The sequence below is a fragment of the Actinomadura terrae genome (assembly GCF_022751215.1).
GTDB classification, from domain to species: Bacteria; Actinomycetota; Actinomycetes; order Streptosporangiales; family Streptosporangiaceae; genus Spirillospora; species Spirillospora terrae.
In genome coordinates this window covers 671,912-698,295 of the sequence record NZ_JAICDG010000001.1, presented here as the reverse complement: position 1 = coordinate 698,295, position 26,384 = coordinate 671,912, and the positions used below count along the sequence as shown (strand labels likewise).

The window sequence follows — 26,384 nt, the reverse complement described above, 5'->3', positions numbered from 1 at the left end:
CTCCGCGTGGACCGGGTCAGGATCAGTCGCCAACCTGACCGCCCTGTTCGTGCACCGGACAGCAGGACCGTACGGGACACGTCCGACACTTGTCGTTCGCCCGCGCCTGGAACACCTCGCCCGCCATCCCGGTCGCGACGATCTCGACGAGCTTCTTCGGCCATTCGGGGTCCTCGTCCTGCGCGGGCGGCGGCTGCTCCTGCTCGCGCGCCTTCGCGGCGAAGGCGGCCTTGCCGACCTGCACGAGCTTGGCGCCGCCGGGCTCGATCAGGCCGTGCCGCTCGAACGCGCCGAGCATCACCGCGTACTGGTAGACGCCGAGCTGCGGGTGCCGCGCGAGGTCCTCCTTCGGGACGGCGCCGCTGGAGGTCTTGATGTCGATGATGACGGCGCGGCCGTGCTCGTCGCGCTCGGCCCGGTCGATGCGCCCCTTGATGACGACGCGGCCGAGGTCGACCTTGAACGACTCCTCCAGCGCGACGACCTCGTTGGGGTTGTCGCGGTGCCAGGTGAGGAACTTGTCGACCATCGTCGCGGCCTGCTCGCGCTGCTTTTCCGAGTACCAGCCGCTGCGGAAGTCGAGGTCCTTCCAGATCTCGTCGAGCCGCTGCGCGACATGGACCTCGTTGATCCCGTCGTCGGCGCCCGCCATCTCCGCGACCGCGTGGATGACCTTGCCCATGGTGCTGAACTCGTTGGGCCCGCCCTCCTGCGCGCCGACGGCGGAGGCGAGCAGCCAGCGCAGCCCGCAGGTCGTGAACGCCTCGACCTGGGAGGGGGAGATCGTGATCCCCTCGTCCTCGGCGAAGGCGGGCCCGGCGTCCGACAGCGCCGTGATCGCGTACCAGTTCTCGGGCTTGGCGCCGCGCACCCCGGCGCGGGCGAGCCGCGCGAGGTGCCCGGCGGCGGCGCGGCGCAGCGGCTCGGGCCGGGACGGGTCGGCGACCGCCGAGCGAAGGTCCGCGACCAGCGCCGACAGCGACAGCCAGCGGGTCTTCTCGTCCAGCTGCGACTGCTCGATGGCGCCGGGCAGCAGCTCGTTCAGGAACCGGGACGGGCGCTCCTCGGTGTCGTCGCCGCCGACGGCCGTCACCACCAGCCGTTTGCGGGCGCGGGTGACGGCGACGTAGAACAGCCGGCGCTCCTCGTCCAGCATCTTGGCGGCCATCGACGCGCCCGCCGCGTCCTTCCCGTCGGGCTCGGCCCCGGCGGCGTGCTCGACGAGCTCCTCGATGCCGAGCAGCGACCCGCGCAGCCGGACGTCGGGCCACGCGCCCTCCTGCACGCCCGCGACCACGACGACGTCCCACTCCAGACCCTTCGCGCGGTGCGCGGTGAGGATGCGGACGGCCTCGCCCTCGGGCGCGTGCTCGGCGAGCGTGTCCCCGGCGATCTCCTGCGCGGCGATCGTGTCGACGAACAGCTCGGGGCCCGCCTGCGGGAGCCGGTCGACGAACCGCGCCGCGTGGTCGAACAGCGCCACGACGGCGTCAAGGTCGCGGTCGGCGGCGGCGCCGCGCGTCCCGCCCCGGGCGCTCTGCTCCAGCAGGACGTCGGCCTGGCCGCTCTCCCGCCACACCTCCCACAGCACCTCCTCGGCGGTGCCGCCGTCGTGGGCGGTGCGGCGCGCCGTCTCCACCAGGTGCGCGACGCGCTCGGCGGGCGCCCGCACCCGCTCGTGCACGGCGACCAGCTCGCGCGGGTCGTTGACGGCGGCGATGAGCAGGTCGCCCAGCGGGCGCTGCCCGCCCGACAGCTCCTCCAGGTCGCGCAGGGCGCGCTTGAGGCGCCGCATGGCGAGCGCGTCGGCGCCGCCGAGCGGACCGGTGAGCAGGTCCTCGGCGACGACCTCGTCGAGGAAGCCCTTTTGCAGCGCCGCCCGCAGCAGCACCAGGAACGGCCGGACGGCGGGCTCGGCGACCAGCGGCACCTCGTCGCCCGCGACCACCACCGGCACCCCGGCCTGCGCGAGCGCGCGGCGCAGCACGGGCACCTGCCGGACCGCGCTGCGCACCAGTACCGCCATCCGCGACCACGGCACGCCGTCGAGCAGGTGCGCGCGGCGCAGCTCGTCGGCGACGAGCGCGGACTCCTGACTCTCGGAGTCGGCGATCACAGCGCGCACTTCGCCGTCTTCGAGGTCGTCCGGGGAGAGCAGCGCGCGGTGCTCGGCGGCGCCCGCCGACCCGGCCGGGAGCCGCCGCGCGATCCGGCGGGACGCCTCCAGGATCTCCGGGCCCATCCGGCGGCACGTCCGCAGCGCGACCACCGGCGCGGGCCGCCCGTCCAGCGTCGGGAAGCGGGTCGGGAACTCCTGGATGCCGCGCACGTCGGCGCCCCGGAACCCGTAGATCGACTGGTCGGGGTCGCCGACGACGACGAGGTCGCGGCCCTCCCCCGCGAGGTGCTGGAGCAGCGCCTCCTGCGCGGGGTCGGTGTCCTGGTACTCATCCACGAACACGGCGTCGTAGGCGTCCTGCTCGCGGATCCGCGCGTCCTCGTCCACCAGCGTCCCCGCGGCGCGCTGGATCAGCTCGCCGTAGTCGTAGGTCTGGACGGGGTCGAGCGCGAAGCGCTGCTCATAGCGGTCCATGAACGAGCCGATTGCGGGCCAGTCGTCGCGCCCCCGGAGCCGTCCGAGCCCGGCGAGGTCGTCGGAGTAGTACTGGCGCTCGACGGCGCGCAGCGTGAAGTCGCGCAGCTCCTCGGCGAAGCCGCGGGTGGCCAGCGCGGCGCGCAGCCGCTCCGGCCAGTCGCGGGCGCCGTCGGCCAGCTCGCCCTCCAGCAGCCGCCGGACCTCCAGGAGCTGCTCGGGCCCCGACAGCAGCCGCGGCGCGTCCTCCTCGTTCAGGACGGCGTCCCGCCGCAGCAGCGCGAACGCGTAGCCGTGGAAGGTGAGCGCGAGCGGCGTCCGCGTCGTCCGGTGCAGCCGCCCGGTGATCCGCTGCCGCAGCTCGCCCGCCGCCTTGCGGCTGAACGTCAGGACGAGGACGCGCTCGGGGTCGACGCCCCGGTTCTCGATCCGGTCGACGACCGCCTCGACGATCGTCGTCGTCTTGCCGGTGCCGGGCCCCGCGAGCACCAGCATCGGCCCGCCGGCGTGCTCGACCACCCGCCGCTGCTGCTCGTCGAGCGGGGGCGGGACGGCGCGCGCGGGACCCGCGCGACGCACGAGGCGGTAGGAAGCTTGCGGCACAACATTTCATTGGAGCAGATCACCGCGACGGTTCGGACCACATCGGACGCATGTCGCCCATGTGACGAGGTCGCACGGCAGTGATCGGCGGCGGCCGCGGGGCGGCGCGGGCGATCAGGGTGTGAGGAGGGTCACGGGATCAGGGCGATGCGTCGACGTCCACCCAGCGGGCGCGGGCCATGTCGACGCGGCTCCCGTCCGGGCGCAGCGGCGTGCCCTCGGCGCGGTAGTGCTCGTGGGCGGTGATCTCGTGGCCGCTCGGGGGCCTGCCGTCCGACCGGGTCACCCGCCACCACGGGACGGCGCCCCCGTAGAGCGACATCACCCGCCCGACCTGCCGGGGCCCGCCCTTCCCGACGAGCTCGGCGAGGTCCCCGTAGGACATGACGCGACCGGGCGGGATCCGCTCGACCGCGTCCAGAACGGCCTCGGCGTACTCGTCAGGTTCCGACCACACCGTCCGATCCTCCCGCATCACCCGACTCCTCGTGCTCGCCCGGCGGCCGCGCCTCCCTCGGCGGGACGGGCGGCGGCATGTCATAGCCCGACGGCGCGTCATAGGAGGGGGGCGCGTCCTGGCCCGGCGGTGCGAACGACGGCGTGCCCGACGGGGGCGGCGACGGGTACGCGGGCCCGTGCTGCCGCATGTACGAGGGCGGCCGGTACGGAGGCGCCCCGGGCCCCGGCCGTCCGAAGGACGGGGGCCCGAAGGCGCCGACCTGACCGGGCGACAGGGCGGGCGACAGGGCGGGGCGGGGGTGGCGGCGGTGGAAGGCGACCGAGATCGCCGCCGCGGCCAGCGTTCCGCCGACGCCCACGACGATGATCGTGACGATCAGCGGCTGCACCCAGCCGGGCCGGTCGATGATCGCCACCGGGCCCGGCTCGGCGGCGCCGAACCGGTCGCGGGCGGGCTTGCCCGCGGCGGCGCCGGGGCGGGCGGAGGTCAGCGTGTCCGCCGCCGCGAGCGCGCGCTGGGCGTTGACCTGGCCGAACCCGGTCTCGGGGCCGTACTTGCCGGCCGGCCCGGAGCGGGTGCCCGCGACGAGCGCCTGGGAGACCAGCGCGGGCGGCAGCTTCGGGTGCCGGGCGCGGATCAGCGCGGCGATGCCGGACACGAGCGCGCAGGCGTCGCTGGTGCCGGAGCTGCGGTAGTAGTTGCCGTCCGACCCGGAGACGGGGAGGTCGACGCCGGGCGCCCCCAGCAGCACCGAGTAGTTGCGGTTGGAGAACGGGGCGCGGGCGTGCGCGCCGTCGGTCGCGGCGACCGCGATCACGCCCGGGTAGGACGCGGGGTAGGAGTAGGGCGCGAAGCCGTCCCCGTCGAGGAGCTCGCGCTTCTCGCCCTCGTTCCCGGCCGCCGCGACGACCACGACGCCCTTGCCGATCGCGTAGCCGACGGCCTCCCGCTCCTCCGCCGACTCCCGGCTCTCGCCGAGCGAGAGGTTGATCACGTCGGCGCCGTGGTCGGCGGCGTAGCGGATGCCGCGCGCGACCGCGGTCTCGGAGCGCTCGTCGGTGCGGAACCTCCGGTAGCTGGGATCGCCCTTCTCGCCGATGACGCGGACCGACAGCAGCTTCGCCTCGGGCGCGATCCCGATGACGCCCGCGTTGCCGCCGGGCCCGTGGCCGTGCCCGGCGATCAGCGAGGCCATGGTGGTGCCGTGCATCTGCTGCGGCCTGGTCCCCGCGTCGATCGCGGCGAGCATGTTCGGGCCGATCGTGACCGACCCGGCGAGGTCGGGATTGCTCCCCACGACGCCGGCGTCGACCACCGCGACCGTCACGCCCCGGCCCCGCGTGATCTTCCACGCGGCCGGGACGTCGAGGTCGTCCAGGATCGGCCGCTGCGCGTCGCGGACCTGGTCGGCGCGCGCGGACGCGGCGGGCGCGACCGGCAGCCACGCCCCGCAGACCGGCGCGGCGACGGCCGCCGCCGCGAGCACCGCCGCGGCCCTGCGGGCTCGGGCGAGCATCGCGGTCAGCACCGCCACTCGCTGCCGTCGCAGTCCGGCAGGGACCGGACCGACAGCGACCGCGCCACCGCGCGGCCGAGCTGCGGCGCCACGATGAACGGCTCGCCCGGGCGCGCCTTCTTGACGGCGGCGGCGGGGCGTCCGTCGGTCTGGCCGGACGTGGTCAGCACGACGTAGGGGCCGCCGCGGTCGAACGTCCGGTCCTGCCGGGCGGCGTCGGTGAAGCGCGCGGCGGCCGTCCCGGGGAACGCGGCGGCCTTCAGCGCGGGCTGGACGGTGCCGGTGCCGTCCGGGCCGTGCGAGTCGGGCAGCTCCTTGAACGCCTTGTCGGCCTGCCAGGGGTCGGGGAAGACGGCGACGCCGACGGTGACGACGACCCCTTCGAGCTGGTCGGTGTAGGTGGCGCGCAGCACCGCCTTGCAGCCGTGCTTGCGCAGCGTCGCCATCAGGCCGGGGTCGACGCCCTGCTCGCAGCCGGTGTCGGGGACGATGCCCATCCGCGTCGCGTACTCGCTGTGGCCCTCGTCGGGGGCGTAGCTGAGCCGCGCGGGGAAGACCCGGTCCGCGGGCCACGCCTCCCAGCGCCGCGCGACCTCGGCGTTCGCGGCGCGTTGCAGCTCGGCGTTGGTGGGGTCGCGGTGCAGGGTCGTCCAGGCCCCCGCGACGCCGACGACGGTCAGCGCGAGGTAGCAGGAGCCGACGACGACGGCCACGAGCATCCACTGCCGGGCGCGCAGGCCGAGCACGGTCGGCGGACGGATCGCCGGCGGGCCCATGAGCGGGGCGGGCGGTGGGCCCACGGGACGGCCCGGCGGCACGGCGCCGTAGGGACCGGCGGGACCGGCGGGACCGGCGGGCGGCGCGGGCGGCCTGGGCGGCTGCTGGGGGGAGGGGGGCAGGAATGCCACAACAGCCAAGATTAACTGTGCTTCACGACATTGCGCCCTGACATCCGCGTAAGGGCGCTTCACCCAGGCACGGGCTCCGCGCCTGACTCCCGGAGGAGGGCACGCCGGAGGTGGACACCGCGCTCGGGGAATTCCGCTGGACATGGCAAGGTTGTGCCGTAAGGACATGACGTCCCCCGTACCAGCCGAGCGTCAGCACAGGAGCATCACCGTGTCGTTGCCACCTCTGGTCGAGCCCGCAGCCGAGCTCACCCGCGACGAGGTCAACCGCTACTCGCGGCACCTCATCATTCCCGACGTGGGGATGGCCGGGCAGAAGCGTCTGAAGAACGCCAAGGTCCTGGTCGTCGGCGCGGGCGGCCTCGGCTCGCCGGCCCTGATGTACCTGGCCGCCGCCGGTGTCGGGACGCTCGGCGTCGTCGACTTCGACGTCGTGGACGAGTCGAACCTCCAGCGCCAGGTCATCCACCGGCAGTCCTCCCTCGGCAAGCCGAAGGTCGAGTCCGCCGCCGCGACCGTCCGCGAGATCAACCCGCTGATCGAGGTCGTGGTGCACAACACCGCGCTCGACCGCGACAACATCATGGACGTCTTCGCCCAGTACGACCTGATCCTGGACGGCACCGACAACTTCGCCACCCGGTACATGGTGAACGACGCGGCCGTGCTGCTCGGCAAGCCGTACGTGTGGGGCTCGATCTACCGGTTCGACGGCCAGGCGTCGGTGTTCTGGGCCGAGCACGGCCCGTGCTACCGCTGCCTCTACCCCGAGCCGCCGCCGCCCGGCATGGTCCCCTCCTGCGCGGAGGGCGGGGTGCTCGGCGTCCTGTGCGCGTCGATCGGCTCGATCCAGGTGAACGAGGCCATCAAGCTCCTCACGGGCATCGGCGAGCCGCTCGTCGGCCGCCTCATGATCTACGACGCGCTGGAGATGAGCTACCGCTCGGTCAAGGTCCGCAAGGACCCGGAGTGCCCGCTGTGCGGGAAGAACCCGACGCAGACCGAGCTGATGGAGGACTACGAGGCGTTCTGCGGAGCGGTCTCCGAGGAGGCCGCCGAGGCCGCCGCGCAGTCCACGATCTCCGTCCACGACCTCAAGGCCATGCAGGACCGCGGCGAGGACATCTTCCTCGTGGACGTCCGCGAGCAGAACGAGTACGAGATCGTCTCGATCCCGGGCGCGACGCTGATCCCCAAGGGCGAGTTCCTGAATGGCTCCGCGCTGGAGCGCCTCCCGCAGGACCGCAAGATCGTCCTGCACTGCAAGTCGGGCGCGCGGTCGGCCGAGGCGCTGGCCGTGGTCAAGAACGCCGGCTTCGGCGACGCCGTGCACGTCGGCGGCGGCGTGCTGGCCTGGGTGAACCAGATCGACCCGAGCCTCCCCTCGTACTGATCACCACCGGCTGACCCACCGCTGATCCGCTACCAGGCGGGTGTGCGAGGCCCCCGGAGCCGTTCACGGTTCCGGGGGCCTCTTCTGTCAGTGCGGCTCTGTCTCAGTGCGGCTCTGCCTCAGTGCGGCTCTGCCTCAGTGCGGCTCTGTCTCAGTGCGGCTCTGCCTCAGTGCGGCTCTGCCTCAGTGCGGCTCTGCCTCAGTGCGGCTCTGCCTCAGTGCGGCTCTGCCTCAGTGCGGCTCTGCCTCAGTGCGGGGTGACGCCGGTCCGGACGGCGAGGACGGCGAGCCGGATCCGGTTGGGGCAGCCGGTCTTGCGCATCAGGTTCGCGACGTGGGTCTTCACGGTCGTGACGCCGAGGTGCAGGCGGTCGCCGATCTCCCGGTTCGACAGGCCCGCGCCGACCAGCGCCAGCACCTCCTCCTCGCGCGCGGTCAGCCCGGCCGGGGGGCGCGGCCCTGCCGTCCCGTCCGCCTCCTGCGGCTCGGAGCGGGCCCGCACCGCCTGGTCGACGAGCCGCCGCAGCACGTCGCCGCTGTAGGGGGACTCGCCGCCCGCCGCCATCCGGACGGCGCGCAGCAGCTCGGGCGGCGGCGCGTCCTTCACCATGAAGCCGAACGCCCCGGCGGCGAGCGCGGGGTAGAGGTGGTCGTCGTCGTCGAACGTGGTCAGCACCACGACCCGGACCGCCGGCCACGCCGCCGTGATCCGGCGGGTCGCGGCGATCCCGTCCACGCCGGGCATCCGCAGGTCCATCAGGACGACGTCCGGGCTCAGCTCCCCGACCAGGCGCGGCGCGTCCCGGCCGTCCCCGGCCTCGCCGACGACCTCCAGGTCGGGCGCGGAGTCGCAGAGCATCCGCAGCCCCATCCGGACGAGGTGCTGGTCGTCCACCAGCAGGACCCGGATCACGCGGCCCGCCCCGACGGCTCCGCCCCCACGGGCGGCCCCTCGCCCGGCGGCCCCTCGCCCGGGGGGAGGTCCGGGGCGGGGAACTCGGCGAGCAGCCGCCAGCCGCCGCGCTCGCGCGGCCCGGCGGCGAGCGTCCCGCCGAGCAGCTCGACGCGCTCGGTCATCCCGACGAGCCCGTGCCCCGAGGCCCCCGGGACGGCGGACGCCCGCGGTGCCCGGGCGGCCCGGGCGCCGTCGTCGGTGATCTCCAGCCGGACGGCCCGCGCGCCGACCCGCACCGACACCGCCGCCGACGCGCCGGGGCCCGCGTGCCGGACGACGTTCGCCAGCCCCTCCTGGACGATCCGCAGCACGGTCAGCCGCCGGACGGCGTCCAGCCCCGCGACGCCGGGGTCGATGTCGGCGGCGATCTCCAGCCCGTCGCCCCGGCCGCGCTCCACCGCCGCGTCCAGCGCGGCGGGCAGCCCGGCGCGCTCGACCAGCGGGACGCCCGGCTCGGCGAGCCCCGGGTCGCGCAGCACCGCCACGAGGTGGCGCAGGTCGGCGAGCGCCGCCGCGCCGGAGGCGTGCAGGTCGTCCAGGACCTCGGTGACGCGCGGGTCGGCGGACGGCAGGACGTGCCGGGCCACCCCCACCCGCAGCACCATCGACGACACGTGGTGCGCGACGAGGTCGTGCAGCTCGCGGGCTATGGCGGCGCGCTCGTGCGCCCGCGCGGCGACCGTCTGCGAGCGGCGCGAGCGCTCCTGCTCCTCCATCCGCTCGCGGAGGAGCCGGATGTAGGCGCCGAGCAGCACCGGCAGCCCGACCAGGACCGCGACCCGGAACAGCGTCGGCGGAACGTCGCCGGCCGTGCCGACGGCGTGCACGCACACCAGCGCGGCGACCAGGCCCGCGACGGCGGCGAGCACCCGGCCCCGGCCGGGCCGCAGCGCCAGCTCGAACAGCGTGATCGCGATCATCCCCTTGAGCGTGACCGCGGCGTCCGCGTCGAGCGTGTCGCCGAGCACGAGCAGCGCCGCGGCGGCGACCGGCGCCGCCTGGGCGGCCCGGGTGGCGGGCGGCAGCAGCGCGCCCGCGAAGGCGGCGGCGAACGCGGCGGACACGAGCGCCCCGTCCGTGACGTCCTGCGGACGGTTCAGCAGGATCAGGTCGCCCAGCCCGAGCACGGCGAGGACGACCAGCCGCGCGGGACCCGAGGCGCCGTCGAACGCCCGCTCCATCCATCGCATCAGCACGTCCCGATCGTACGAGCCGGGCCCGCAGGCGCGGCTCCTGCGACTGGAGGAGGCGCCTCCTCCGGGTGGCCGCACGGCCGTCCTCGCGGCGGACGCGCCGCCCCGGCCGTGGCGCCGAGAGTGATCTGCATGGAGCACCCGCGGACCGCGCCGCCGCTACCCCTTGGCCCCCTCGACCCCCTCGTCGGCCCCCTCGGCCCCCTCGGTCTTCGGCGGGGTGTAGGTGAGGCCGAGGACGGGCGCGATCTCCGAGAGCATCAGCTCGAACATGGGCGCGGCGTCGTCGAGGGCGAAGTCCAGGTGCCCGAAGACCTCCAGGCTGACGCCTCCCTGGAGCCGGATCCAGCACGCGAGGAACTGCTGGATCACGCCGATCGGCAGGTCGACGTCGAGGACCTCCTCGCGGTAGCGGACGAGCTGCGCGTACAGCGCCGGGTCGATCTCGTCGTCGGCGGGGACGGGGAACGGCCGCTTCCGCCACAGCTCCATGAACAGCGACATGAACGTCCAGCCGAACTCGCGGGCGCACTCCTCGGCGAAGTCGGGGTCCTCCTCCTCGTAGGAGGTGCCGCGCACGGGCGTGCCGAACAGCAGCGCGTACTCGCGCGGATGGGCGAGCGCCCACAGCCGGAACCGCCGGGACACCACGAGGAACTTGCCGCTCAGGTCGGCGTGCCCCACCTCGTGCATTCCGGCGCGCAGCTCGTCGGTCAGCTCGGTGAAGATGTCGCCGACGAGGTACCGAAGCAGCTCGCCGTGACTGCCGAAGTACCGGTACAGCGCCGGCGCGGTCATCCCCATCGCGCGGGCGATGGCGCGCAGCGTCACCGCCTCGGCGCCCTCCTGGACGAGGATCCGCCGGGCGGTCTCGGAGATCTCCCTGACCGTCGCCGCACGCACCCGGTCCCGCCGTGTCGTCACCGTTCCGCCGCCCCTCTGCTCCTCCTGGTCCCGACGCATGATCCCTCAAGAAACACCATTGACGATAGTGAAGCTCGTATGCAAAGTTAACATCATTAACCCTAAACAGCGTTAACAAGCGTGAGTGCTGATCACCCCTAGGAAGGACGACCATGTTCGATAACTGGGGCCGATGGGTCCACCGGCGCCGCCGCGCCGTGCTCGCGGTCGCGGGCGCCGTGCTCGTCGTCGCCGCCGTCTGGGGCACGGGGCTGTTCGGCGCCCTGTCCTCCGGCGGCGGCTTCAACACCCCGAGCAGCGAGAGCGCCCGCGCGGCGCAGATCGCCGAGCGCGACCTCGGCCGCGACGCGGCCGACGTCGTGATCCTCTACCAGGGCCGTCCCGGCATGACCGTCGACGACCCGGCCTACCGCGCCTCGGTCGAGCGGGCGCTCGCCGCGCTGCCGCGCACCGAGGTCGCCGCCGCCTCCACGTACTGGACGACGAAGTCGCCGCAGTTCGTCAGCAAGGACAGGACCTCCACCTACGCCGTCCTGCGGCTCGCCGGTGCCGACGACGGCGCCCGCGACGACTCCTACAAGGAGATCAAGGACCGGCTGACCGAGGTCGGCGGCGGGCTCACCGCCAAGGTCGGCGGGCTCGTCGGCACCGGCACCGAGATCAACTCGCGGGTGGCCTCCGACATCGGCCGGGCCGAGGGCATGGCGATGCCGATCCTGCTGGTGCTGCTCGTGCTGATCTTCGGCGGGCTGGTGGCGGCGAGCCTGCCGCTGGTGGTCGGCGGCGTCGCGATCCTCGGCGCGTTCACCGCGTTGCACCTGCTCACCTATGTCACCGACATCTCGATCTTCGCGGTGAACATCACCACGTTCCTCGGCCTCGGGCTCGCCATCGACTACGGCCTGTTCATGGTGAGCCGGTTCCGCGAGGAGATCGCCCGCGGCGAGTCCGTCGAGGACGCGCTGGCCACCACCATGGCCACCGCCGGACGCACGGTCGCGGTGTCGGGGGTCACGGTCGCGGTGTCGCTGTCCGGGCTGCTGCTGTTCGAGCAGAACTTCCTGCGCTCGATGGGCTACGGCGGCATCGCGACCGTGTTCGTCTGCATGGTCGGCGCGCTGACCGTCCTGCCCGCGCTGCTGGCCGTGCTCGGGCCCCGGGTGAACGCGCTGTCGATCCGGCGGCGGAAGAAGGCGGCCACGACCCCGGCCGCGGGACGCGCGGACGGCTGGTGGGGACGCGTCGCGCACAGCGTCATGCGCCGTCCCGTCGTCTACGTCGCGGCCACCGTCGTGCTGCTGGGCGTCCTCGGCGCCCCCGCCCTGCGGATCAACTGGGGCGGCGTCGACGCCAAGGCCCTGCCCGAGGGGGCCGACGCCCGCGTCGTCGCCGAGACGATGGAGACGCAGTTCCCCCGCAACATCACCGACCCCATCGAGGCCGTCGTGACCGGCACGGCCGACCGGGCGGCGATCCAGGCGTACGGGGACCGCCTGGACGCGCTGCCCGGTGTGACCGGCGCGGCCGTCACCGGCACCAACACCGCGAGCGGCGGGTCCACCACCCGTATCGCGCTGCGCTATGACGCCGACCCGAACTCCAGCGAGGCGCGGGCGCTGGTCGAGCGCGTCCGGGACGTCCCGGCGCCGCCGGGCGCGCGGGTGCGGGTCGGCGGCTCGACCGCCGAGATCGTCGACCAGCTGTCCAGCATCGGTTCGACACTCCCGTGGCTCGCGCTGCTCATCGGCGGCGCGACGTTCGTGCTGCTGTTCCTGGCGTTCGGGTCGATCGTCCTGCCGCTGAAGGCGATCGTGATGAACATGCTGACGCTGGGCGCCACGTTCGGCGCGCTGGTGCTGGTCTTCCAGGAGGGCCACCTGTCCGGCCCGCTGGACTTCACCGCGACCGGGTCGGTGTCCCCCGCGATGCCGATCCTGATGCTGGCGATCCTGTTCGGGATCTCGATGGACTACGAGGTGTTCCTGCTGTCGCGGGTGCGCGAGCAGTACGACCTGACCGGTTCGACCACCGCCGCCGTCGGCACCGGCGTGCAGCGCACCGGCGGGATCATCACCAGCGCGGCGCTGCTGTTCATCGTCGTGATCGGCGCGTTCGCGACGTCCGGGGTCACGTTCATCAAAATGGTCGGGGTCGGGATGGCGCTCGCGATCGTGCTGGACGCGACCGTCGTGCGGGCACTGCTCGTGCCCGCCACGATGCGGCTGCTCGGACGCGCGAACTGGTGGGCCCCCGGCCCGCTGGGCCGCCTGTACGGGCGGTACGGCATCCGGGAGGACGACCGCCCGTCCTCGGCCACGCTGGAGCCCGTCCCCTGACCGGCGGCCGGTGCCGGTCCCTCCCACGCGGCACCGGCCGCCATCTACGCGGCGAGGTGGGACGAACTGGGGGGTTTCGCCCCACCTCGCCGCCGCCCACCCCGGCCACATCGCCCAAACCGCTTGTGATCTCCCTCTCAGCGGCGCCAGACTGAACGGGATTCTTGTTGGGGGGAGAGCACGATGTCCGTGCAAGCCATCAGCGAGGCCGAGGCGGCGCTCGCGCACTTGGAACGGCTCACCGAGGTCCTGCGCGCGGGGGGCTGGATCGTCGAGGTCGCCGCGCACGCCGACCGGTGGCCGTCCGCTCTGGTCGCCAACCCCGAGATGCGGGGGCTGAACGAGAACGTGATCGCCGTCCTGGAGCAGCCCGCCGGGTCGTGGGCCTACTTCTACGGCTGGGGCGAGCGGATCTGCCCGTGCGCCGAGCCGGAGGCCGCCGCGGCCGCGCTCGCGCGCGTGCTGTCGGCGCGCCGCGACGCCTGATCCGTCCCGCACCTCAGCCTCGTCGCGACCCGCGTCCTGCTCCGAGGTTCCGGCCAGGCGGACTTCCGCACCGCCCGGCCTTCTTCTTGACCCGACACGGGAACTCCGCGCGCCCGTCCGACGACGCTGCGTGGGCATGATCGTGAGCCACCGGTCGCCGGCACCGGTCCCACGGAGAGGAAGATCATGCCCTTGACCGTCCGCGCCACCGCCACGCTGGTCACGGCCGGCGTCGCGCTGGCGTCACTCCCGGCCCCCGCCCTGGCCCGCAGCGCCCCCGCCCAGGACGAGCGACAGATAATCTCGGTGGGGCCGACCAACGTCTACGACCCGGCCTACTCCGGCGTCCGGACGGAGGTCATCGTCACCGAGCAGGGACACCGCACGATCGTGACCCTCAGGGCCACCGGGTTCCCCGCCAAGGCCGCCGGCCACACGTTCGGCGCCCACGTCCACCGGAGGGTGTGCGGCCGGAACCCCGCCGACTCCGGCGACCACTACCGCGACCCGAAGGTCGCGGCGAAGGCCCCGCTCCGCGAGAAGGAGATCTGGCTCGACCTCAAGGTCGAGCGGGGCGGCTCCGCCAGTGCGCGGACCGTCCACCACGGCCTCATCGCCGACGGAGCGGCGGGCTCGGTCGTCATCCACGCGCAGCCGACCAACGAGCGCACCGGCGACGCGGGCGCGCGGCTCCTCTGCACCAACGTCCCGTTCTGACCCCCGGGGCCTGACGAGCACGGTTCCGAACGAGCACGGTTCCGAACGAGCACGGTTCCGAACGAGCACGGGTCTGAACCGGCACAGCCGCCCGTCGCCGTCCCGTCGGCGGCGGGCTCAGGCCGACTTGCGGCTCCGGCTCCGCCCCTTCGCCGGCTCCTTCTTCGCCGGCTCCTTCTTCCCGCCCGACTTGGCCGACGACGCCTTGCCCCCGGAGGCCTTCCGCTCGCCGCGCCCCTTCTTCGCCGCCTCGACGCTCGCGCGCAACGCGCTGAGCAGGTCGGCGGCGGGCTCCTCGGCCTCCTCCTCGGCCGGGCGCGTGACCTCCCGCCCCTCGATCTTCGCATCGATCACCTGCTGGAGCGCCTCCCGGTAGGCGTCCTTGTACTCCCCCGGGTCGAAGTCCCCCTCCATCGACTCGATCAGCGACGTCGCCATCGTCAGCTCCTGCTTGCGGACCTCCACGTCCTCGTCGAGGAACGGGAAGTCCGGCGCGCGGACCTCGTCCGGCCACAGCATGGTCTCCAGCACGAACACCCCGCCGCGCACCCGCAGCGTCGCCAGCGACTCGCGCTGCCGCAGCGCCACCTTGACGATCGCGACCTGCCCCGACTCCTCCAGCGCGTCGCGCAGCAGCACGTAGGGCTTGGCGCCCTGCGCGTCCGGCTCCAGGTAGTAGGACTTCGCGAAGTAGATCGGGTCGACCTCCTCGCGCTCCACGAACTGGAGGACGTCGATCCTGCGGCTGGAGGACAGCGGCAGGTCGGCGAAGTCCTCGTCGGTGAGGATCACCATCTCGCCGCTCGGCAGCTCGTAACCCTTGGCGATGTCGGAGTAGGCGACCTCCTCGCCGTCGACCGTGCAGACCCGCTTGTACTTGATCCGGCCCCCGTCCTCGCGGTGTACCTGGTGGAAGGCGACGTCCCGCTGCTCGGTCGCCGAATAGAGCTTCACCGGTATCGTCACCAGCCCGAACGAGATCGCGCCCTTCCAGATACTGCGCATGATCTCTCCTTACCCAGCGCGTTCCTCCCCCTAGCGTCGCAACCTCGTTCGATTTGCTCCATAACGGCCTCTTGATCCTTTTCTCCGGCTCGGGCAACGGGTAGGACGGCGGTATGACCACGCCTTGGCCCGTCGAACCGATGATGGCCGTCACCGGGGACCTTCCGGTCGACGGCGAACGCTGGGGCCTGGAGCTCAAGTGGGACGGCGTCCGCGTGCTGGCCCACGTCGCCGCGGGCGGCGTGCGCGCCTGCGGGCGGCGCGGCGGCGACGTCGCCGGACGCTACCCCGAGCTGTCCGGCCTGGCCGACCTCCTCCCCGACCGCGACGTCGTCCTGGACGGGGAGGTCGTCGCCTTCGAGGAGGGGCGCCCGAGCTTCGAGCGCCTCCAGCGCCGCATGCACGTGGGCCGCCCCGATCCGCGGCTGATCCGCGAGGTGCCCGTCCGGTACGTGGCGTTCGACCTGCTGCGGCTGGACGGAGGCACGCTGTACGACGTCCCCTACGCCGAGCGCCGCGCGCTGCTCGCCGAGCTGGACCTCGCCGGCGCCGGGCCCGTGGAGGTCCCCCCGTACCTGCACGGCGGCGACACCGGCCAGGTCAAGGAGCTGCTCGACTTCACGGTGGAGCAGCGCCTCGAAGGGCTGCTCGCCAAGCGGCTCGACTCCCCCTACCGGCCCGGCCGCCGCGTCGACTTCTGGCGCAAGGTCAAGAACTTCATGACCCGCGAGGTCGTCGTCTGCGGCTGGAAGCCCGGCCGGGGGCGGCGCGAGGGCGGCGTCGGCTCGCTGCTGCTCGGCGAGTACGACGGGAAGGGCCGGCTGTGCTTCGTCGGGCACGTCGGCACCGGCTTCACCGAGCGGGCGCTGGACGAGCTGTACGGCACGCTGTGGCCGCTGCGCCGCGCGGAGAGCCCCTACGACGAGGCCGTGCCGCGCGAGTTCACCCGCGACGTCCAGTGGGTTGAACCCCGCCTCGTCGGGGAGGTCGCCTACGGCTCGCGCACCAGGGACGGGCGGCTCCGGCACCCGTCCTGGCGCGGGCTGCGCGACGACAAGGACCCCCTGGAGGTCAGCCTTGAGCAGTGAGCAGGTGGAGGTCGAGGGGCGGCGGCTCAAGCTGTCCAACCTGGACAAGGATCTCTATCCGGAGTTCACCAAGGGCGAGGTGATCGACTACTACGCGCGGGTCGCGCCGGTCATGCTGCCGCACCTGAAGGACCGCGCCGCGACCCGCATCCGCTGGCCGGACGGGGTGCGCGCGCAGAAGTTCTTCGAGAAGAACGCGCCGTCGCACACGCCCGACTGGGTGCGGACGGCGACGATCCCGACCCCCGGCAGCTCCACGGGACGCGACACGCTCGACTTCGTCGTCGTGGACGACCTGCCCACGCTCGTGTGGTGCGCCAACCTCGCCGCGCTGGAGCTGCACGTCCCGCAGTGGAAGGTGGGGCCGCGCGGCGCGGTCCACGACCCCGACCTGGTCGTGTTCGACCTGGACCCGGGGCCGCCCGCGACGGTCGTGGAGGCGTGCGAGGTGGCGCACCTGCTGCGCGACCTGCTCGCCGAGGACGGCCTGGACTCCTACCCGAAGACCAGCGGCAAGAAGGGCCTGCACCTCTACGTCCCGATCAAGGAGTCGGCGCGGACGTCCGACTACGCCAAGGCGGCGGCGCGGCGGCTCGCGGAGGAGCATCCCGGGCTCGTCGTCGCGAAGATGGACAAGGCGCTGCGCAAGGGGAAGGTCTTCGTCGACTGGAGCCAGAACAACCCCGCCAAGACCACCGTCGCGCCCTACTCGCTGCGCGCCGCCGACGAGCCGTCGGTGTCCATGCCCGTGACCTGGGACGAGCTCGACGCCTGCGATGGCGCCGCCGACCTGCGCTTTTACCCCGCCGACGCGCTGGCGCGCATCGACGGGCACGGCGACCTGCTCGAACCATTGCTGAGCGAGCGGCAGCCCCTGCCCTGACGCCGTTTGTGTCCGAACCGGCACGCTCCGGCGCCGGAATCCGCCACCATGGAGCACCACGGGGACATCCTGCGGGTGCTGGAGGATGAACAGTTGTCGAAGAACGAACACGGTGCCGTCGTGCTCGGCGGGGGGACGGCCGGGGAGCTGGTCGCGGCGGGCCTCGCCCGCGCGGGGCGCGACGTCGCGCTCGTCGAGCACCACCTGGTCGGGGGCCTGTCGCCATATCTGGCATGCGTCCCGTCCACCTCGCTCCTGCTGTCGGCGCGGCGCGGCGAGACCTGGGAGCTGGCCGTCGCCCGCCGCGACGAGCTGGCCGCCCACCGCCACGACGACCGCGCGGTCGCCCGGCTCGCGGAGGACGGCGTGACCGTCCTACGCGGCGTCGGACGCGTCGTCCGCCCCGGCGCCGTCGAGGTCGACGGGGTCGAGCACGGCTACGGCGACCTGGTCGTGTGCACCGGCAGCGAACCCGTCCTGCCCCCGGTGGACGGCCTCGCCGACGTCCCCGTCTGGACCAGCGACGAGGCACTGTCGGTCCCCGACCTGCCGCGCCGGCTCGTCGTCCTCGGCGGCGGGCCCGTCGGCTGCGAGATGGCGCAGGTGTACGCGGCGTTCGGGTCGCAGGTCACGCTGGTCGAGGCGGCCGGGCGGCTGCTGGACGCCGAGGCGCCCTTCGCCGGCGAGGCACTGGCCGACGCGCTGCGAAGGATGGGCGTCGACCTGCGGCTCGGCGCCGCCCTCGGGCAGGTCGAGCGCAAGGAGTCGGGCGTGCGGCTGTGGCTCTCGGACGGCGGGACGCCCGACGCCGACCGCATCCTCGTCGCCGCCGGGCGCCGCCCGCGCGTGGCGGGCCTCGGCCTTGAGGCCCTCGGCGTCGAGATCAGCCCGGGGCAGGGCATACCGGTGGACGCGACGTGCGCCGTCCCGTCCGAGACGGGCCGGGTCTGGGCCGCCGGGGACGTGACCGGCGTCGCCCGCACCACCCACGCCGCCCGCTACCAAGCGCGCGTGGTGCTCGCCAACCTGCTCGGGCGGCGCCGGGAGGCCGACTACCGGGCGATCCCCCGGGTCGTCCACACCACGCCGACCGTCTACGCGGTGGGGCTCTCACCCGCACGGGCCGCCGAACTCGGCATAGACCTGCTCGCGTCCGGGTACGACCTCGCGGCGACGGCGCGGGCGGCGGTGGACGCCGACGACCGCGGCCGTGTCGAACTGTACGCCGACCGCTCACGGGGACTGCTGATCGGCGCCGCCGCGGCCGGACCCTACGCTGAGGAGTGGATGAGCGAGATCGCGCTGGCCATCCGCGCGGAGACCCCGCTGAGCATGCTCGCCGACGTCGTGCACGCGTTCCCGACCTACGGCGAGTCCCTTGAGCCGCCGCTGCGCGACCTGGCCGGACGCCTGTGAGAGCGCGCCCAGGAGGAACGCCGCCACCCGCCCGACGACAGCGCGTACGAGGACAGTGCGTACGAGGACAGGACCTGTGATGAGCCAGACCGACGACCGTGAGCAGCCCGTACCCGACGAGGCGCCCGAGGCGGACGCCGCCGAGCAGCGCGCCGAGGTCGCCGCCGAGGAGGAGCAGCCCCGCGAGTGGACGGCGCAGCTGCCCTTCGACGCCGACGAGGCCGACGCCGCCGACCAGCGCCGCGAGATCAACCTCGACGAGGACGACTACCGCTGACCGGCCCCCCTCCGCCACCCGGCCGGGAGCGGCCCGCCGGGGCCGGACGCCCGCGTTCCCGGGTTCGTGCGTGCGGGCGCTCCGTCGGAAATACACTGACCTGCGTGAAGGAGCCCGCGCGGGGGCCTGCTGGTGCCGCGTGAGGTTACCCGCACGTAGGATGAGAGATGTGCTTACCGCGCCGGGCGGTCGTCCCGACGCGAATCGGTGATCGGAGACTGTGGTGACCGCGACCCCGGATGCCCGCCCCCGCGGCACGCGGCTGCCGCGGCTGGCGCGCCGCAGGCAACTGCTCGGCGCCGCCCAGGAGGTGTTCGTCGCGCAGGGCTACCACGCCGCCGCGATGGACGAGATCGCCGAGCGGGCGGGCGTCAGCAAGCCCGTGCTCTACCAGCACTTCCCGGGCAAGCTTGAGCTGTACCTGGCGCTGCTGGACGAGCACGCCGAGGCGCTCGTGAAGATCGTCCGCGAGGCGCTGGAGTCCACCACCGACAACAAGCTGCGCGTCCAGGCGTGCATGCAGGCGTTCTACGACTTCGTGGCCGGCGACGGCGAGGCGTACCGGCTCGTCTTCGAGTCCGACCTGCGCAACGTGGCGCCCGTCCGCGCCCGCGTCGACCGCGCCAACCAGCAGTGCGCCGAGATGATCGCCCAGGTCATCGCCGAGGACACCGACGCCCCGAGCGACGAGGCGCACCTGCTCGGCATGGGCCTGGTCGGGATGGCCGAGGTCAGCGCCCGCTACTGGCTGTCCCAGCACCGGGCGATCCCCAAGGACACCGCCGAGAAGATCATCGCCCGGCTGGCCTGGCGCGGGATCTCCGGCTTCCCCCGCACCGGCTGATCCGGACCGGCTGTTCCGCGCCCTGTTCCGCACGGCCGATCTGCATGGCCGCACCGATCTCGCCGCCGGTTTCACTCGGGGCGAAGCGGCGCGGCGGCGTGTCCGGCGGTCCGCGTGCCACCATCGGAGGCGTGACCGCCGGTGGTCGGCGGGACGGGACGGACGGGAGCATCGAGTGCAGGTACGCATCGGCGTGCGGAACGTGCCCAGGGAACTCGTGGTGGACACCGCGCAGTCGGCCGACGAGGTCCAGCGGGCGCTGGCCGAGGCGCTGGCCGCCGAGCGCGGGGTCTTCGTCCTCCAGGACCGCCGGGCCGGCCGGATCGTGATCCCCGCCCCCCAGGTCGGCTACCTGGAGATCACCGAGGACGAGCAGCGCAACGTCGGCTTCGGCACCCAGTACACCTGACCTGCGGGAACGCCGTGCCGGCGGCACCGGCTTGACGAGATTTTGACCACCGCTTTGTTTGAACCGGACAGGACGGGCATATCGACCTCCGACCACGGGCCACCGGCCCACGGAAACGGAATGGATGATCGACATGCTCACGACGATCCTCTGGTTCATCGTCGTCGGTGCCGTCATCGGAGCCCTGGCACGGCTGCTGGTCCCCGGACGCAACCCCATCGGCGTCCTGCTGACCATCCTCGTCGGCGTCGTCGGCGCCATCCTCGGCGGGGTGATCGCGAACGCGCTCGGCGCGGGCACGCTCATCGCCCTCGTCTTCGCCATCGTGATCGCCGCGGTCGGGGTGGCGGCGCTCACCTCCACGAACGGCGCGAACGGGCGCCGCGGCGGCCGCCGCTGGCACGGCGGCGGCCGCTGGCATGGCGGCCGGACGCGGCGCGGCATCTTCTGACCCACCCCGTAGTCCCGGCCTCCGAACTCGCCATCGGCGGCCCCCACCGGAAGCCCCGCTCCTGCGAGCGGGGCTTCCCCATGTCCGGAAGTGGCCGCCCGGGAGGGGACGAACGCGCCCTCTTCACGGGACGAATCCGCCCTGATGGAATACAAGGAACCGGGCGAACGTTGGGACCTGTGATCGGCTATTGGTGTATGCAACTGACGGTCGGTACACTGCGTGGCGGAGTGTGACCGCACGCAGCCACAGTGAGTGACTGCTTTCAACCCCTGACTGCGGTCGCCGAGACATTTGATTGACGGCTGGTCCCTTCCGCGCGAGCGCGCGGCCACGAGGACGGCGGGCACGCCAGGACGGCGAGACCCCCGCCGACGGCCGCGCCGCACCCGGGAGCGAGGATCCCGCATATTGGAGGCTGAAAGCTCTGACTACCTTTCGTGAACTCGGGGTCGTCCCCGAGATAGCCGATGCCCTGCAAGCCGAGGGCATCGTCGAAGCGTTCCCCATCCAGGAGCTCGCCCTGCCGATCGCGCTGGGCGGGCACGACATCATCGGCCAGGCCCGCACGGGCACCGGCAAGACCCTCGCGTTCGGCGCCGCGCTGCTCCAGCGCATCGAGCACGGCGGCCGCAAGCCGCAGGCGCTCGTCGTCGCGCCCACCCGCGAACTGGCCCTCCAGGTCACCGACGACCTCCTGGTCGCCGGCGGCAAGCTCGGCACCCGCGTCCTGTCGGTGTACGGCGGCCGCGCCTACGAGCCGCAGATCAGCGCGCTCCGCGAGGGCGTGGACGTCGTCGTCGGCACCCCGGGCCGGCTGCTCGACCTCGTCAAGCAGAAGCACCTGGACCTCTCGCAGGTCGGCGTGCTGGTGCTGGACGAGGCCGACCGCATGCTCGACCTCGGGTTCCTGCCCGACATCGAGCGGATCATCGACCGGATCCCGGCGCAGCGGCAGACGATGCTGTTCTCGGCGACGATGCCGGGCGAGATCGTCTCGCTGTCGCGCCGCTACCTGACCCGGCCGACCAACGTCCGCGCCGAGTCGCACGCCGAGTCCGACGCGACGCCGCAGGTCGTCCAGCACGTGTTCCAGGCCCACCAGATGGACAAGCCGGAGATGGTCGCCCGGCTGCTCCAGGCGGAGGGCCGCGGCCTGACCATGGTCTTCTGCCAGACCAAGCGGGCCTGCGACCGGGTGGCCGCCGACCTCGCGCAGCGGGGCTTCGACGCCGCCGCCGTGCACGGCGACCTCGGCCAGAGCCAGCGCGAGCGCGCGCTCCGCGCGTTCCGCAACGGCAAGATCGACGTGCTGGTCGCCACCGACGTGGCCGCCCGCGGCCTCGACGTCGACGACGTCACCCATGTCGTCAACTTCGAGTGCCCCGACAGCGCCGACACCTACGTGCACCGCATCGGCCGGACCGGCCGCGCGGGCAAGGAGGGCGTCGCCGTCACCCTCGTCGACTGGGCCGACCTCACCCGCTGGAAGCTGATCAACGGCACGCTCGACCTGCCGTTCGCGGCGCCGGAGGAGACCTACTCCACCTCGCCGCACTTCTTCGAGGCCCTCGGAATCCCCGCCGGCACCAAGGGCAGGCCGCCCAAGGAGCACCGCCACGAGCGCGCCGGCCTGGACGCCGAGGAACTGGAGGACATCGGCGAGACGGGCAAGACCCGCAGCCAGTCCGGCGGCCGCGACCGCGACCGTGACCGCGATCATGAGCGGGAACGTCCCCGGCCGCGCCGCCGCAAGCGCACCCGCACCCGTGCGGGCCAGCCGGTCGAGGGCGCGCAGCAGGTGAAGGGCCAGTCGACCCGGGTCCAGTCGGCACAGGTCCAGTCGGCACAGGCCGAGTCGGCACAGGCCCAGCCGGTCGCCGCCGAGCAGGGCGAGAACGTCGTCGACGCGGTCGCCACCGAGCGCAAGCGGAGCCGGAGCCGCCGCCGCACCCGCGGCGGCAAGCCCACCGGCGTCGCCGGTGGGGTCGGCAACGGCGTCGGCAAGGCGAAGGCGGACGGGGCGTCGCAGAGCGCCTGACCATCGCGGCCGCGAGACTTCCGCTCAGTCTCGCGGTTGCACGTCCCTCAGCCGGAGAGCGGTCCCGGGGTGGTCGGTGATCAGCACGGCCACCCGCGGGTCGCGCAGGAAGCGGCGCATCAGCGGCACGGCGTTCACCGTCCAGATCATGGCGGGGACGCCCGCCCGCGCGCACTGCGCCAGCACCCCGACCCGCGCGTACCGGTGGTTGAGCGCCACCATGTCGGCCCCCGCCCGGCGGACGAGCCGCAGCGGCGCGAAGTCGCGCGCGGCGCCCCGCTCCAGCAGCCCCCGCCCCACCGACAGCGCGGTCGTGACGCCGGGGAAGCGCGTCTTGATCTCCATGAGCGAGTCGATCTCGCGCGTCGTGACGACGAACTCGCCCGGCCCGAACGCCTCCAGCGCCAGCTCGACGGTCTCGTGCTCGCAGCCGCGTTCCTTGAGGTCCAGGTGCCCCCGCGCCCGCCCGGCGATGATCTGCATCGCGTCGGCGACGAGCGGAACGGGACGCGGCGCGAGCTCCTCGACCCGCCCGTAGGGGAGCCGGTTCAGCGGCAGCCCGGCGACCCGCGCGTCGTGGTGGACGACGAGCCTGCCGTCCCCGGTGCGGCGGATGTCGATCTCGACGTACTCGGCGCCGGACTCCACCGCGTCCTTCAGCCCGGTCAGGCCCGCCTCGTCGCGCCGGTGGGCCGAGACGGCCGGCTTGCGCTCCACCGTCGCGACGTTACCACCGCGCGTTCGGCGCCCCTGCCCGCGCACGCCCATTTAGTATGGTGGCCCTCTGTGAGCACGCCCCGGTTCCTGACCCTGCCCCCCGGTGTTAACCGGACGACCGTCGAGACCTCCCGCGGCCGCTTCGCCGCCCTGGAGGCCCTCCCGGGGTCGGGTGTGACCGAGCGCTACCCCGCCCTCCTGGTGCCGGGCTACACCGGCAGCAAGGAGGACTTCATCGCCGTGCTCCAGACGCTCGCCGCGTCCGGGCGGCGCGTGCTGGCGATCGACCTGCGCGGACAGTACCAGTCGGAGGGGCCGGACGACCCGTCCGCCTACACCCGCGCCGCGCTCGGCGACGACGTCGCCGCGATCGCCGGGACGCTGGGCCCCGAACCCGTCCACCTGGTCGGGCACTCCTTCGGCGGCCTGGTCGTCCGCGAGGCGATCCTGTCGGAGCGGGTCGAGCCCGCCTCGGCGACGCTGATGAGCTCCGGGCCCGCCGGCGTCACCGGCCAGGCGGCCGCGAAGGCCCGCGCGCTGCGCGACGCGATCCCCGACCTCGGCATGCCCGCGATCTGGTCGATCAGCCTGGAGCCGGAGTACCAGCGCCGCGGCGTCGCACCCGAGGTGCTCGATTTCCTCAAGGCCCGCACGCTCGGCAACCGCGAGACGGGCCTGGTCCGGATGGCCCGCGAGATCCTCACCGCGCCCGACCGCGTCGACGAGCTCGCCAAGCACGCCGAGGACACGGGCCTGCGCACGCTCGTCCTGTACGGGGAGGACGACGACGTCTGGGACCCCCGCGCGCAGGCCGCGATGGCCGAGCGCCTCGGCGCCGCGCGGGTCGTCATCCCGAGCGCCGCCCACTCCCCCGCCGTCGAGGCGCCCGAGACCACCGCCGGTGCGCTGCTGGGCTTCTGGGCCGAGTCCGAGCGCAACCACCGCCCGCCCGACCCCGCGCCGCCGGGGAGCGCGAAACGGTGAGGAAACACCGGGTGCCGTTGCATGCGGTGCCATGGACGACGACATCTCATCGACGCGGCCGGACGGGCCGTCCCGGCGCGGCGCGCTCAGGGTTCTGGGCGGCGCGGTCGCGGCCGGGAGCGCGGCCCTGACCGTCACGGGAACGGGCGCCCCGGCGGGCGCCGACGGCGAGCGGCCGGGACGGGTCCCGAAGGACCTGCGCCCCGGCGGCGCGCTCGACCGGATGGTGGCGGACCTGGCGGCGAAGGACCAGTTCTCCGGTTCGCTGCTGGTGACCCACCGCAAGCGGACCGTGCTGAGCCGCTCCCACGGCATGGCCGACAAGCGGGCCGGGGTCCGCAACGGGCCGGAGACGCGCTTCGCGCTCGCCTCGGTCTCCAAGCTCTTCACCGCGACCGCGATCCACCAGCTCGCCCAGCGGGGCAGGCTGAACTACCACGACAAGGTCGGCGCGCACCTCAGCGGGTTCCCCGCCGAGATCGCCGACGCCGTGACCGTGCACCACCTGCTCACGCACTCCTCCGGCCTCGGCGACGTCTTCCAGATCCCCGGGTTTCCCGAGGCGTCCAAGACCTGGAACAGCACCGAGGAGGTGCTGAAGGGCGCCGTCGACCTCATCCGGCGGACCAGGCCCAGCTTCCCGCCCGGTGCCGGGGACCAGTACAGCAACTCCGCCTTCTGCCTCCTCGGCGCGATCGTCGCCGCCGCCTCGGGCCAGCCCTACTACGAATACATGGCCGAGCACGTTTTCCGCGCGGCGGGCATGCGCGACAGCGCGTTCTACACCAAGCCCGAATGGCGCGCCGATTCCCGCATCGCGCATCCCTACGGCAAGAAGCCGGGCGGCTCCGAGCGCGCCGACAACCTTGAGGACGCGCTGTTCGTCGGGCTTCCGGCCGGCGACTCGTTCGCGACCTGCGCCGACATGGACCGCTTCGCGCACGCCCTGCTGGACGGCGTCCTGCTGGACGCCGCCCACGCCGAGCTGATGCTGGGCCCGAAGCTCCCCCGGCCGCCCCGCGAGGACCCGCCGCACGGCGCGGCGCCGTCCCGTCCCAGCGTGTTCGCCGGATACGGGCCGATCACGGCGCTGGCCCAGGGCCAGTGGGTGCACGGGCACGGCGGCGGCAGCAGCCTCGGCGCCTCCACCTCCATCGACTTCTTCCCCGGCACCGGGTGGGTGGTCGTCGTCCTCAGCAACTACGAAGCCGGGACGAGCGAGCCCATCGGCAGGCTGGCCCGCCAACTCGTCCTGGACGCGTGAGCATCCTCCGGTAGGCCCCGCCGATGATTTTCGGCGGGGCCGCTGGTCCATCTGGTCGAACACCCATTGACCGGGAGGAACCCGAGATGACGCTCGACTCGTCCGCGACCACCGTCCAGACGCTCCGCGTGGACGGCGCGCGCCTGCACTACGAGGTGCGGGGGCAGGGGCCGCTCGTGGCCCTCGTCGGAGCGCCCATGGGGGCCGCCGGCTTCGCGGCGCTGGCCGACCTGCTCGCCACCGACCACACCGTCCTCACCGCGGACCCGCGCGGCATCGGCCGCAGTCCGGTGGACGACCCGGAGCAGGACTCGACGCCGCCGCTGCGGGCCGCCGACCTCTCCCGGCTGATCGCCGAGCTGGACGCCGGGCCCGCCATCGTCCTCGGGTCCAGCGGCGGCGCCTGCACGGCGCTGGCGCTCGCGCAGACCCGTCCCGAGCAGGTCCGCCTGACCATCGCGCACGAGCCGCCGCTGCACGGGCTGCTCGACGACCGGGACGAGCTGCACCGGGCGACGGAGGAGATGATCGCCCGCTACCTGGCGGGGGACGTGATCGGCGCCTGGGGGCTGTTCATGGCCACCGCGAACATCCACCTGCCCGACGGGGCGCTGGAGCAGATGTTCGGCGGGGAGCGGGACCCGCAGGTGGTCGCCGACGAGCTGCGCTGGTTCGGGCACGAGCTGCGCGAGACCGTGCGCTGGCGGCCCGACGTGGCGGCGCTGCGCGGCACCGAGGTCGTGGTCGGCATCGGCGAGGCCTCGGCGGGGCAGCTGTGCGACCGGACGTCCAGGGCGCTGGCGGAGGCGCTGGACGTCGAGCCCGTGGCGTTCCCCGGCGGCCACACCGGCTTCGCCGAGGATCCCGAGCCGTTCGCGATCCGGCTGCGCGCCCTTCTGGCCGAGATCCTCTGAGGTTCGC

The 26,384-nt window shown here is 73.7% G+C and carries 24 protein-coding genes; 15 read left to right on the top strand and 9 right to left on the bottom strand.

All coding sequences use genetic code 11. The annotated features are described in order from the left end of the window. Positions 1-22: 22 nt before the first annotated feature. The 4 genes from K2F47_RS03090 to K2F47_RS03075 all read right to left on the bottom strand — a co-directional run bounded on the left by K2F47_RS03090 (position 23) and on the right by K2F47_RS03075 (position 6,080). Entirely contained in the window at positions 23-3,196 is a 3,174-nt protein-coding gene (locus tag K2F47_RS03090; protein ID WP_242901112.1) for an ATP-dependent helicase, read from the bottom strand. A 139-nt stretch (positions 3,197-3,335) separates the two neighbouring features. Then, complete coding sequence (locus K2F47_RS03085; protein ID WP_308198358.1) at positions 3,336-3,653, bottom strand: MGMT family protein; 318 nt, start codon at positions 3,651-3,653, stop codon at positions 3,336-3,338. After that, a complete protein-coding gene (locus K2F47_RS03080) occupies positions 3,637-5,184 on the bottom strand; it encodes a S8 family serine peptidase (RefSeq protein ID WP_242901111.1) in 1,548 nt (515 codons plus the stop codon). The genes K2F47_RS03085 and K2F47_RS03080 overlap by 17 nt, the downstream gene beginning before the upstream one ends. Continuing rightward, entirely contained in the window at positions 5,178-6,080 is a 903-nt protein-coding gene (locus tag K2F47_RS03075) for a hypothetical protein (protein ID WP_242901110.1), read from the bottom strand. Before K2F47_RS03075 ends, K2F47_RS03080 begins: the two co-directional genes overlap by 7 nt. Before the next feature lie 211 nt (positions 6,081-6,291). Between K2F47_RS03075 and moeZ the strand changes: the two genes are divergently transcribed. Next, positions 6,292-7,473: an adenylyltransferase/sulfurtransferase MoeZ gene (gene moeZ, locus K2F47_RS03070; RefSeq protein WP_242901109.1), complete on the top strand. Its 1,182-nt coding sequence runs from the start codon at positions 6,292-6,294 to the stop codon at positions 7,471-7,473. A gap of 247 nt (positions 7,474-7,720) precedes the next feature. Here the strand turns inward: moeZ and K2F47_RS03065 are convergent, their stop codons facing one another. The 3 genes from K2F47_RS03065 to K2F47_RS03055 all read right to left on the bottom strand — a co-directional run bounded on the left by K2F47_RS03065 (position 7,721) and on the right by K2F47_RS03055 (position 10,545). Beyond that, positions 7,721-8,386: a response regulator transcription factor gene (locus K2F47_RS03065; protein ID WP_242901108.1), complete on the bottom strand. Its 666-nt coding sequence runs from the start codon at positions 8,384-8,386 to the stop codon at positions 7,721-7,723. After that, positions 8,383-9,618: a sensor histidine kinase gene (locus K2F47_RS03060; protein ID WP_242902546.1), complete on the bottom strand. Its 1,236-nt coding sequence runs from the start codon at positions 9,616-9,618 to the stop codon at positions 8,383-8,385. Before K2F47_RS03060 ends, K2F47_RS03065 begins: the two co-directional genes overlap by 4 nt. 162 nt (positions 9,619-9,780) lie before the next feature. Next, the gene (locus K2F47_RS03055; RefSeq protein WP_242901107.1) at positions 9,781-10,545 is read right to left on the bottom strand and encodes a TetR/AcrR family transcriptional regulator; all 765 of its coding nucleotides are present in this window, start codon (positions 10,543-10,545) and stop codon (positions 9,781-9,783) included. A 152-nt stretch (positions 10,546-10,697) separates the two neighbouring features. On the opposite strand from K2F47_RS03055, the gene K2F47_RS03050 reads away from it, so the two are divergent. The 3 genes from K2F47_RS03050 (at position 10,698) to K2F47_RS03040 (ending at position 14,084) form a co-directional block, all read left to right on the top strand. Further along, a complete protein-coding gene (locus K2F47_RS03050; RefSeq protein WP_242901106.1) occupies positions 10,698-12,881 on the top strand; it encodes an MMPL family transporter in 2,184 nt (727 codons plus the stop codon). Positions 12,882-13,064: 183 nt separating this feature from the next. Then, complete coding sequence (locus K2F47_RS03045; protein WP_242901105.1) at positions 13,065-13,367, top strand: hypothetical protein; 303 nt, start codon at positions 13,065-13,067, stop codon at positions 13,365-13,367. 186 nt (positions 13,368-13,553) lie between these two features. Continuing rightward, a complete protein-coding gene (locus K2F47_RS03040) occupies positions 13,554-14,084 on the top strand; it encodes a superoxide dismutase family protein (protein ID WP_242901104.1) in 531 nt (176 codons plus the stop codon). Positions 14,085-14,201: 117 nt separating this feature from the next. Here the strand turns inward: K2F47_RS03040 and ku are convergent, their stop codons facing one another. Next, positions 14,202-15,089: a non-homologous end joining protein Ku gene (gene ku, locus K2F47_RS03035; RefSeq protein WP_242901103.1), complete on the bottom strand. Its 888-nt coding sequence runs from the start codon at positions 15,087-15,089 to the stop codon at positions 14,202-14,204. A 113-nt stretch (positions 15,090-15,202) separates the two neighbouring features. On the opposite strand from ku, the gene ligD (K2F47_RS03030) reads away from it, so the two are divergent. The 8 genes from ligD (K2F47_RS03030) to K2F47_RS02995 all read left to right on the top strand — a co-directional run bounded on the left by ligD (K2F47_RS03030) (position 15,203) and on the right by K2F47_RS02995 (position 22,498). Beyond that, entirely contained in the window at positions 15,203-16,177 is a 975-nt protein-coding gene (ligD, locus tag K2F47_RS03030) for a non-homologous end-joining DNA ligase (RefSeq protein ID WP_242901102.1), read from the top strand. After that, positions 16,167-17,060: a non-homologous end-joining DNA ligase gene (ligD, locus tag K2F47_RS03025; protein WP_242901101.1), complete on the top strand. Its 894-nt coding sequence runs from the start codon at positions 16,167-16,169 to the stop codon at positions 17,058-17,060. The genes ligD (K2F47_RS03030) and ligD (K2F47_RS03025) overlap by 11 nt, the downstream gene beginning before the upstream one ends. Before the next feature lie 48 nt (positions 17,061-17,108). Continuing rightward, a complete protein-coding gene (locus K2F47_RS03020) occupies positions 17,109-18,476 on the top strand; it encodes a dihydrolipoyl dehydrogenase family protein (protein WP_242901100.1) in 1,368 nt (455 codons plus the stop codon). Positions 18,477-18,555: 79 nt separating this feature from the next. Continuing rightward, positions 18,556-18,753: an Rv3202a family protein gene (locus tag K2F47_RS03015; RefSeq protein ID WP_242901099.1), complete on the top strand. Its 198-nt coding sequence runs from the start codon at positions 18,556-18,558 to the stop codon at positions 18,751-18,753. 223 nt (positions 18,754-18,976) lie between these two features. Beyond that, positions 18,977-19,597 carry a TetR/AcrR family transcriptional regulator gene (locus tag K2F47_RS03010; protein WP_214616804.1) on the top strand — a complete coding sequence of 207 codons (621 nt, stop codon included), beginning with the start codon at positions 18,977-18,979 and terminating at the stop codon, positions 19,595-19,597. Between the two features lie 175 nt (positions 19,598-19,772). After that, on the top strand, positions 19,773-20,006 hold the full coding sequence (locus K2F47_RS41225; RefSeq protein ID WP_242901098.1) for a DUF3107 domain-containing protein: 234 nt from the start codon (positions 19,773-19,775) through the stop codon (positions 20,004-20,006). A 133-nt stretch (positions 20,007-20,139) separates the two neighbouring features. Further along, on the top strand, positions 20,140-20,457 hold the full coding sequence (locus tag K2F47_RS03000) for a GlsB/YeaQ/YmgE family stress response membrane protein (RefSeq protein WP_242901097.1): 318 nt from the start codon (positions 20,140-20,142) through the stop codon (positions 20,455-20,457). A gap of 298 nt (positions 20,458-20,755) precedes the next feature. Next, positions 20,756-22,498, top strand: a complete 1,743-nt coding sequence (locus tag K2F47_RS02995; protein ID WP_372490812.1) for a DEAD/DEAH box helicase — start codon at positions 20,756-20,758, stop codon at positions 22,496-22,498. 24 nt (positions 22,499-22,522) lie between these two features. Here the strand turns inward: K2F47_RS02995 and K2F47_RS02990 are convergent, their stop codons facing one another. Next, complete coding sequence (locus tag K2F47_RS02990; RefSeq protein WP_242901096.1) at positions 22,523-23,215, bottom strand: glycerophosphodiester phosphodiesterase; 693 nt, start codon at positions 23,213-23,215, stop codon at positions 22,523-22,525. Positions 23,216-23,284: 69 nt separating this feature from the next. Between K2F47_RS02990 and K2F47_RS02985 the strand changes: the two genes are divergently transcribed. From K2F47_RS02985 to K2F47_RS02975, 3 genes are all read left to right on the top strand, one after another. After that, on the top strand, positions 23,285-24,199 hold the full coding sequence (locus K2F47_RS02985) for an alpha/beta fold hydrolase (RefSeq protein WP_242901095.1): 915 nt from the start codon (positions 23,285-23,287) through the stop codon (positions 24,197-24,199). A gap of 31 nt (positions 24,200-24,230) precedes the next feature. After that, positions 24,231-25,463: a serine hydrolase domain-containing protein gene (locus tag K2F47_RS02980; protein WP_242901094.1), complete on the top strand. Its 1,233-nt coding sequence runs from the start codon at positions 24,231-24,233 to the stop codon at positions 25,461-25,463. A gap of 86 nt (positions 25,464-25,549) precedes the next feature. Then, on the top strand, positions 25,550-26,377 hold the full coding sequence (locus K2F47_RS02975) for an alpha/beta fold hydrolase (RefSeq protein WP_242901093.1): 828 nt from the start codon (positions 25,550-25,552) through the stop codon (positions 26,375-26,377). The last annotated feature ends 7 nt before the right edge of the window (positions 26,378-26,384 follow it).

Bases quoted from the DNA above. Each gene is read 5' to 3' on its own strand.
- K2F47_RS03060 (WP_242902546.1), bottom strand. From the start codon at position 9,618: ATGCGATGGATGGAGCGGGCGTTCGACGGCGCCTCGGGTCCCGCGCGG.
- K2F47_RS03050 (WP_242901106.1), top strand. From the start codon at position 10,698: ATGTTCGATAACTGGGGCCGATGGGTCCACCGGCGCCGCCGCGCCGTG.
- K2F47_RS03045 (WP_242901105.1), top strand. From the start codon at position 13,065: ATGTCCGTGCAAGCCATCAGCGAGGCCGAGGCGGCGCTCGCGCACTTG.
- K2F47_RS03040 (WP_242901104.1), top strand. From the start codon at position 13,554: ATGCCCTTGACCGTCCGCGCCACCGCCACGCTGGTCACGGCCGGCGTC.
- ku (WP_242901103.1), bottom strand. From the start codon at position 15,089: ATGCGCAGTATCTGGAAGGGCGCGATCTCGTTCGGGCTGGTGACGATA.
- ligD (WP_242901102.1), top strand. From the start codon at position 15,203: ATGACCACGCCTTGGCCCGTCGAACCGATGATGGCCGTCACCGGGGAC.
- K2F47_RS03020 (WP_242901100.1), top strand. From the start codon at position 17,109: ATGGAGCACCACGGGGACATCCTGCGGGTGCTGGAGGATGAACAGTTG.
- K2F47_RS03015 (WP_242901099.1), top strand. From the start codon at position 18,556: ATGAGCCAGACCGACGACCGTGAGCAGCCCGTACCCGACGAGGCGCCC.
- K2F47_RS03000 (WP_242901097.1), top strand. From the start codon at position 20,140: ATGCTCACGACGATCCTCTGGTTCATCGTCGTCGGTGCCGTCATCGGA.
- K2F47_RS02980 (WP_242901094.1), top strand. From the start codon at position 24,231: ATGGACGACGACATCTCATCGACGCGGCCGGACGGGCCGTCCCGGCGC.
- K2F47_RS02975 (WP_242901093.1), top strand. From the start codon at position 25,550: ATGACGCTCGACTCGTCCGCGACCACCGTCCAGACGCTCCGCGTGGAC.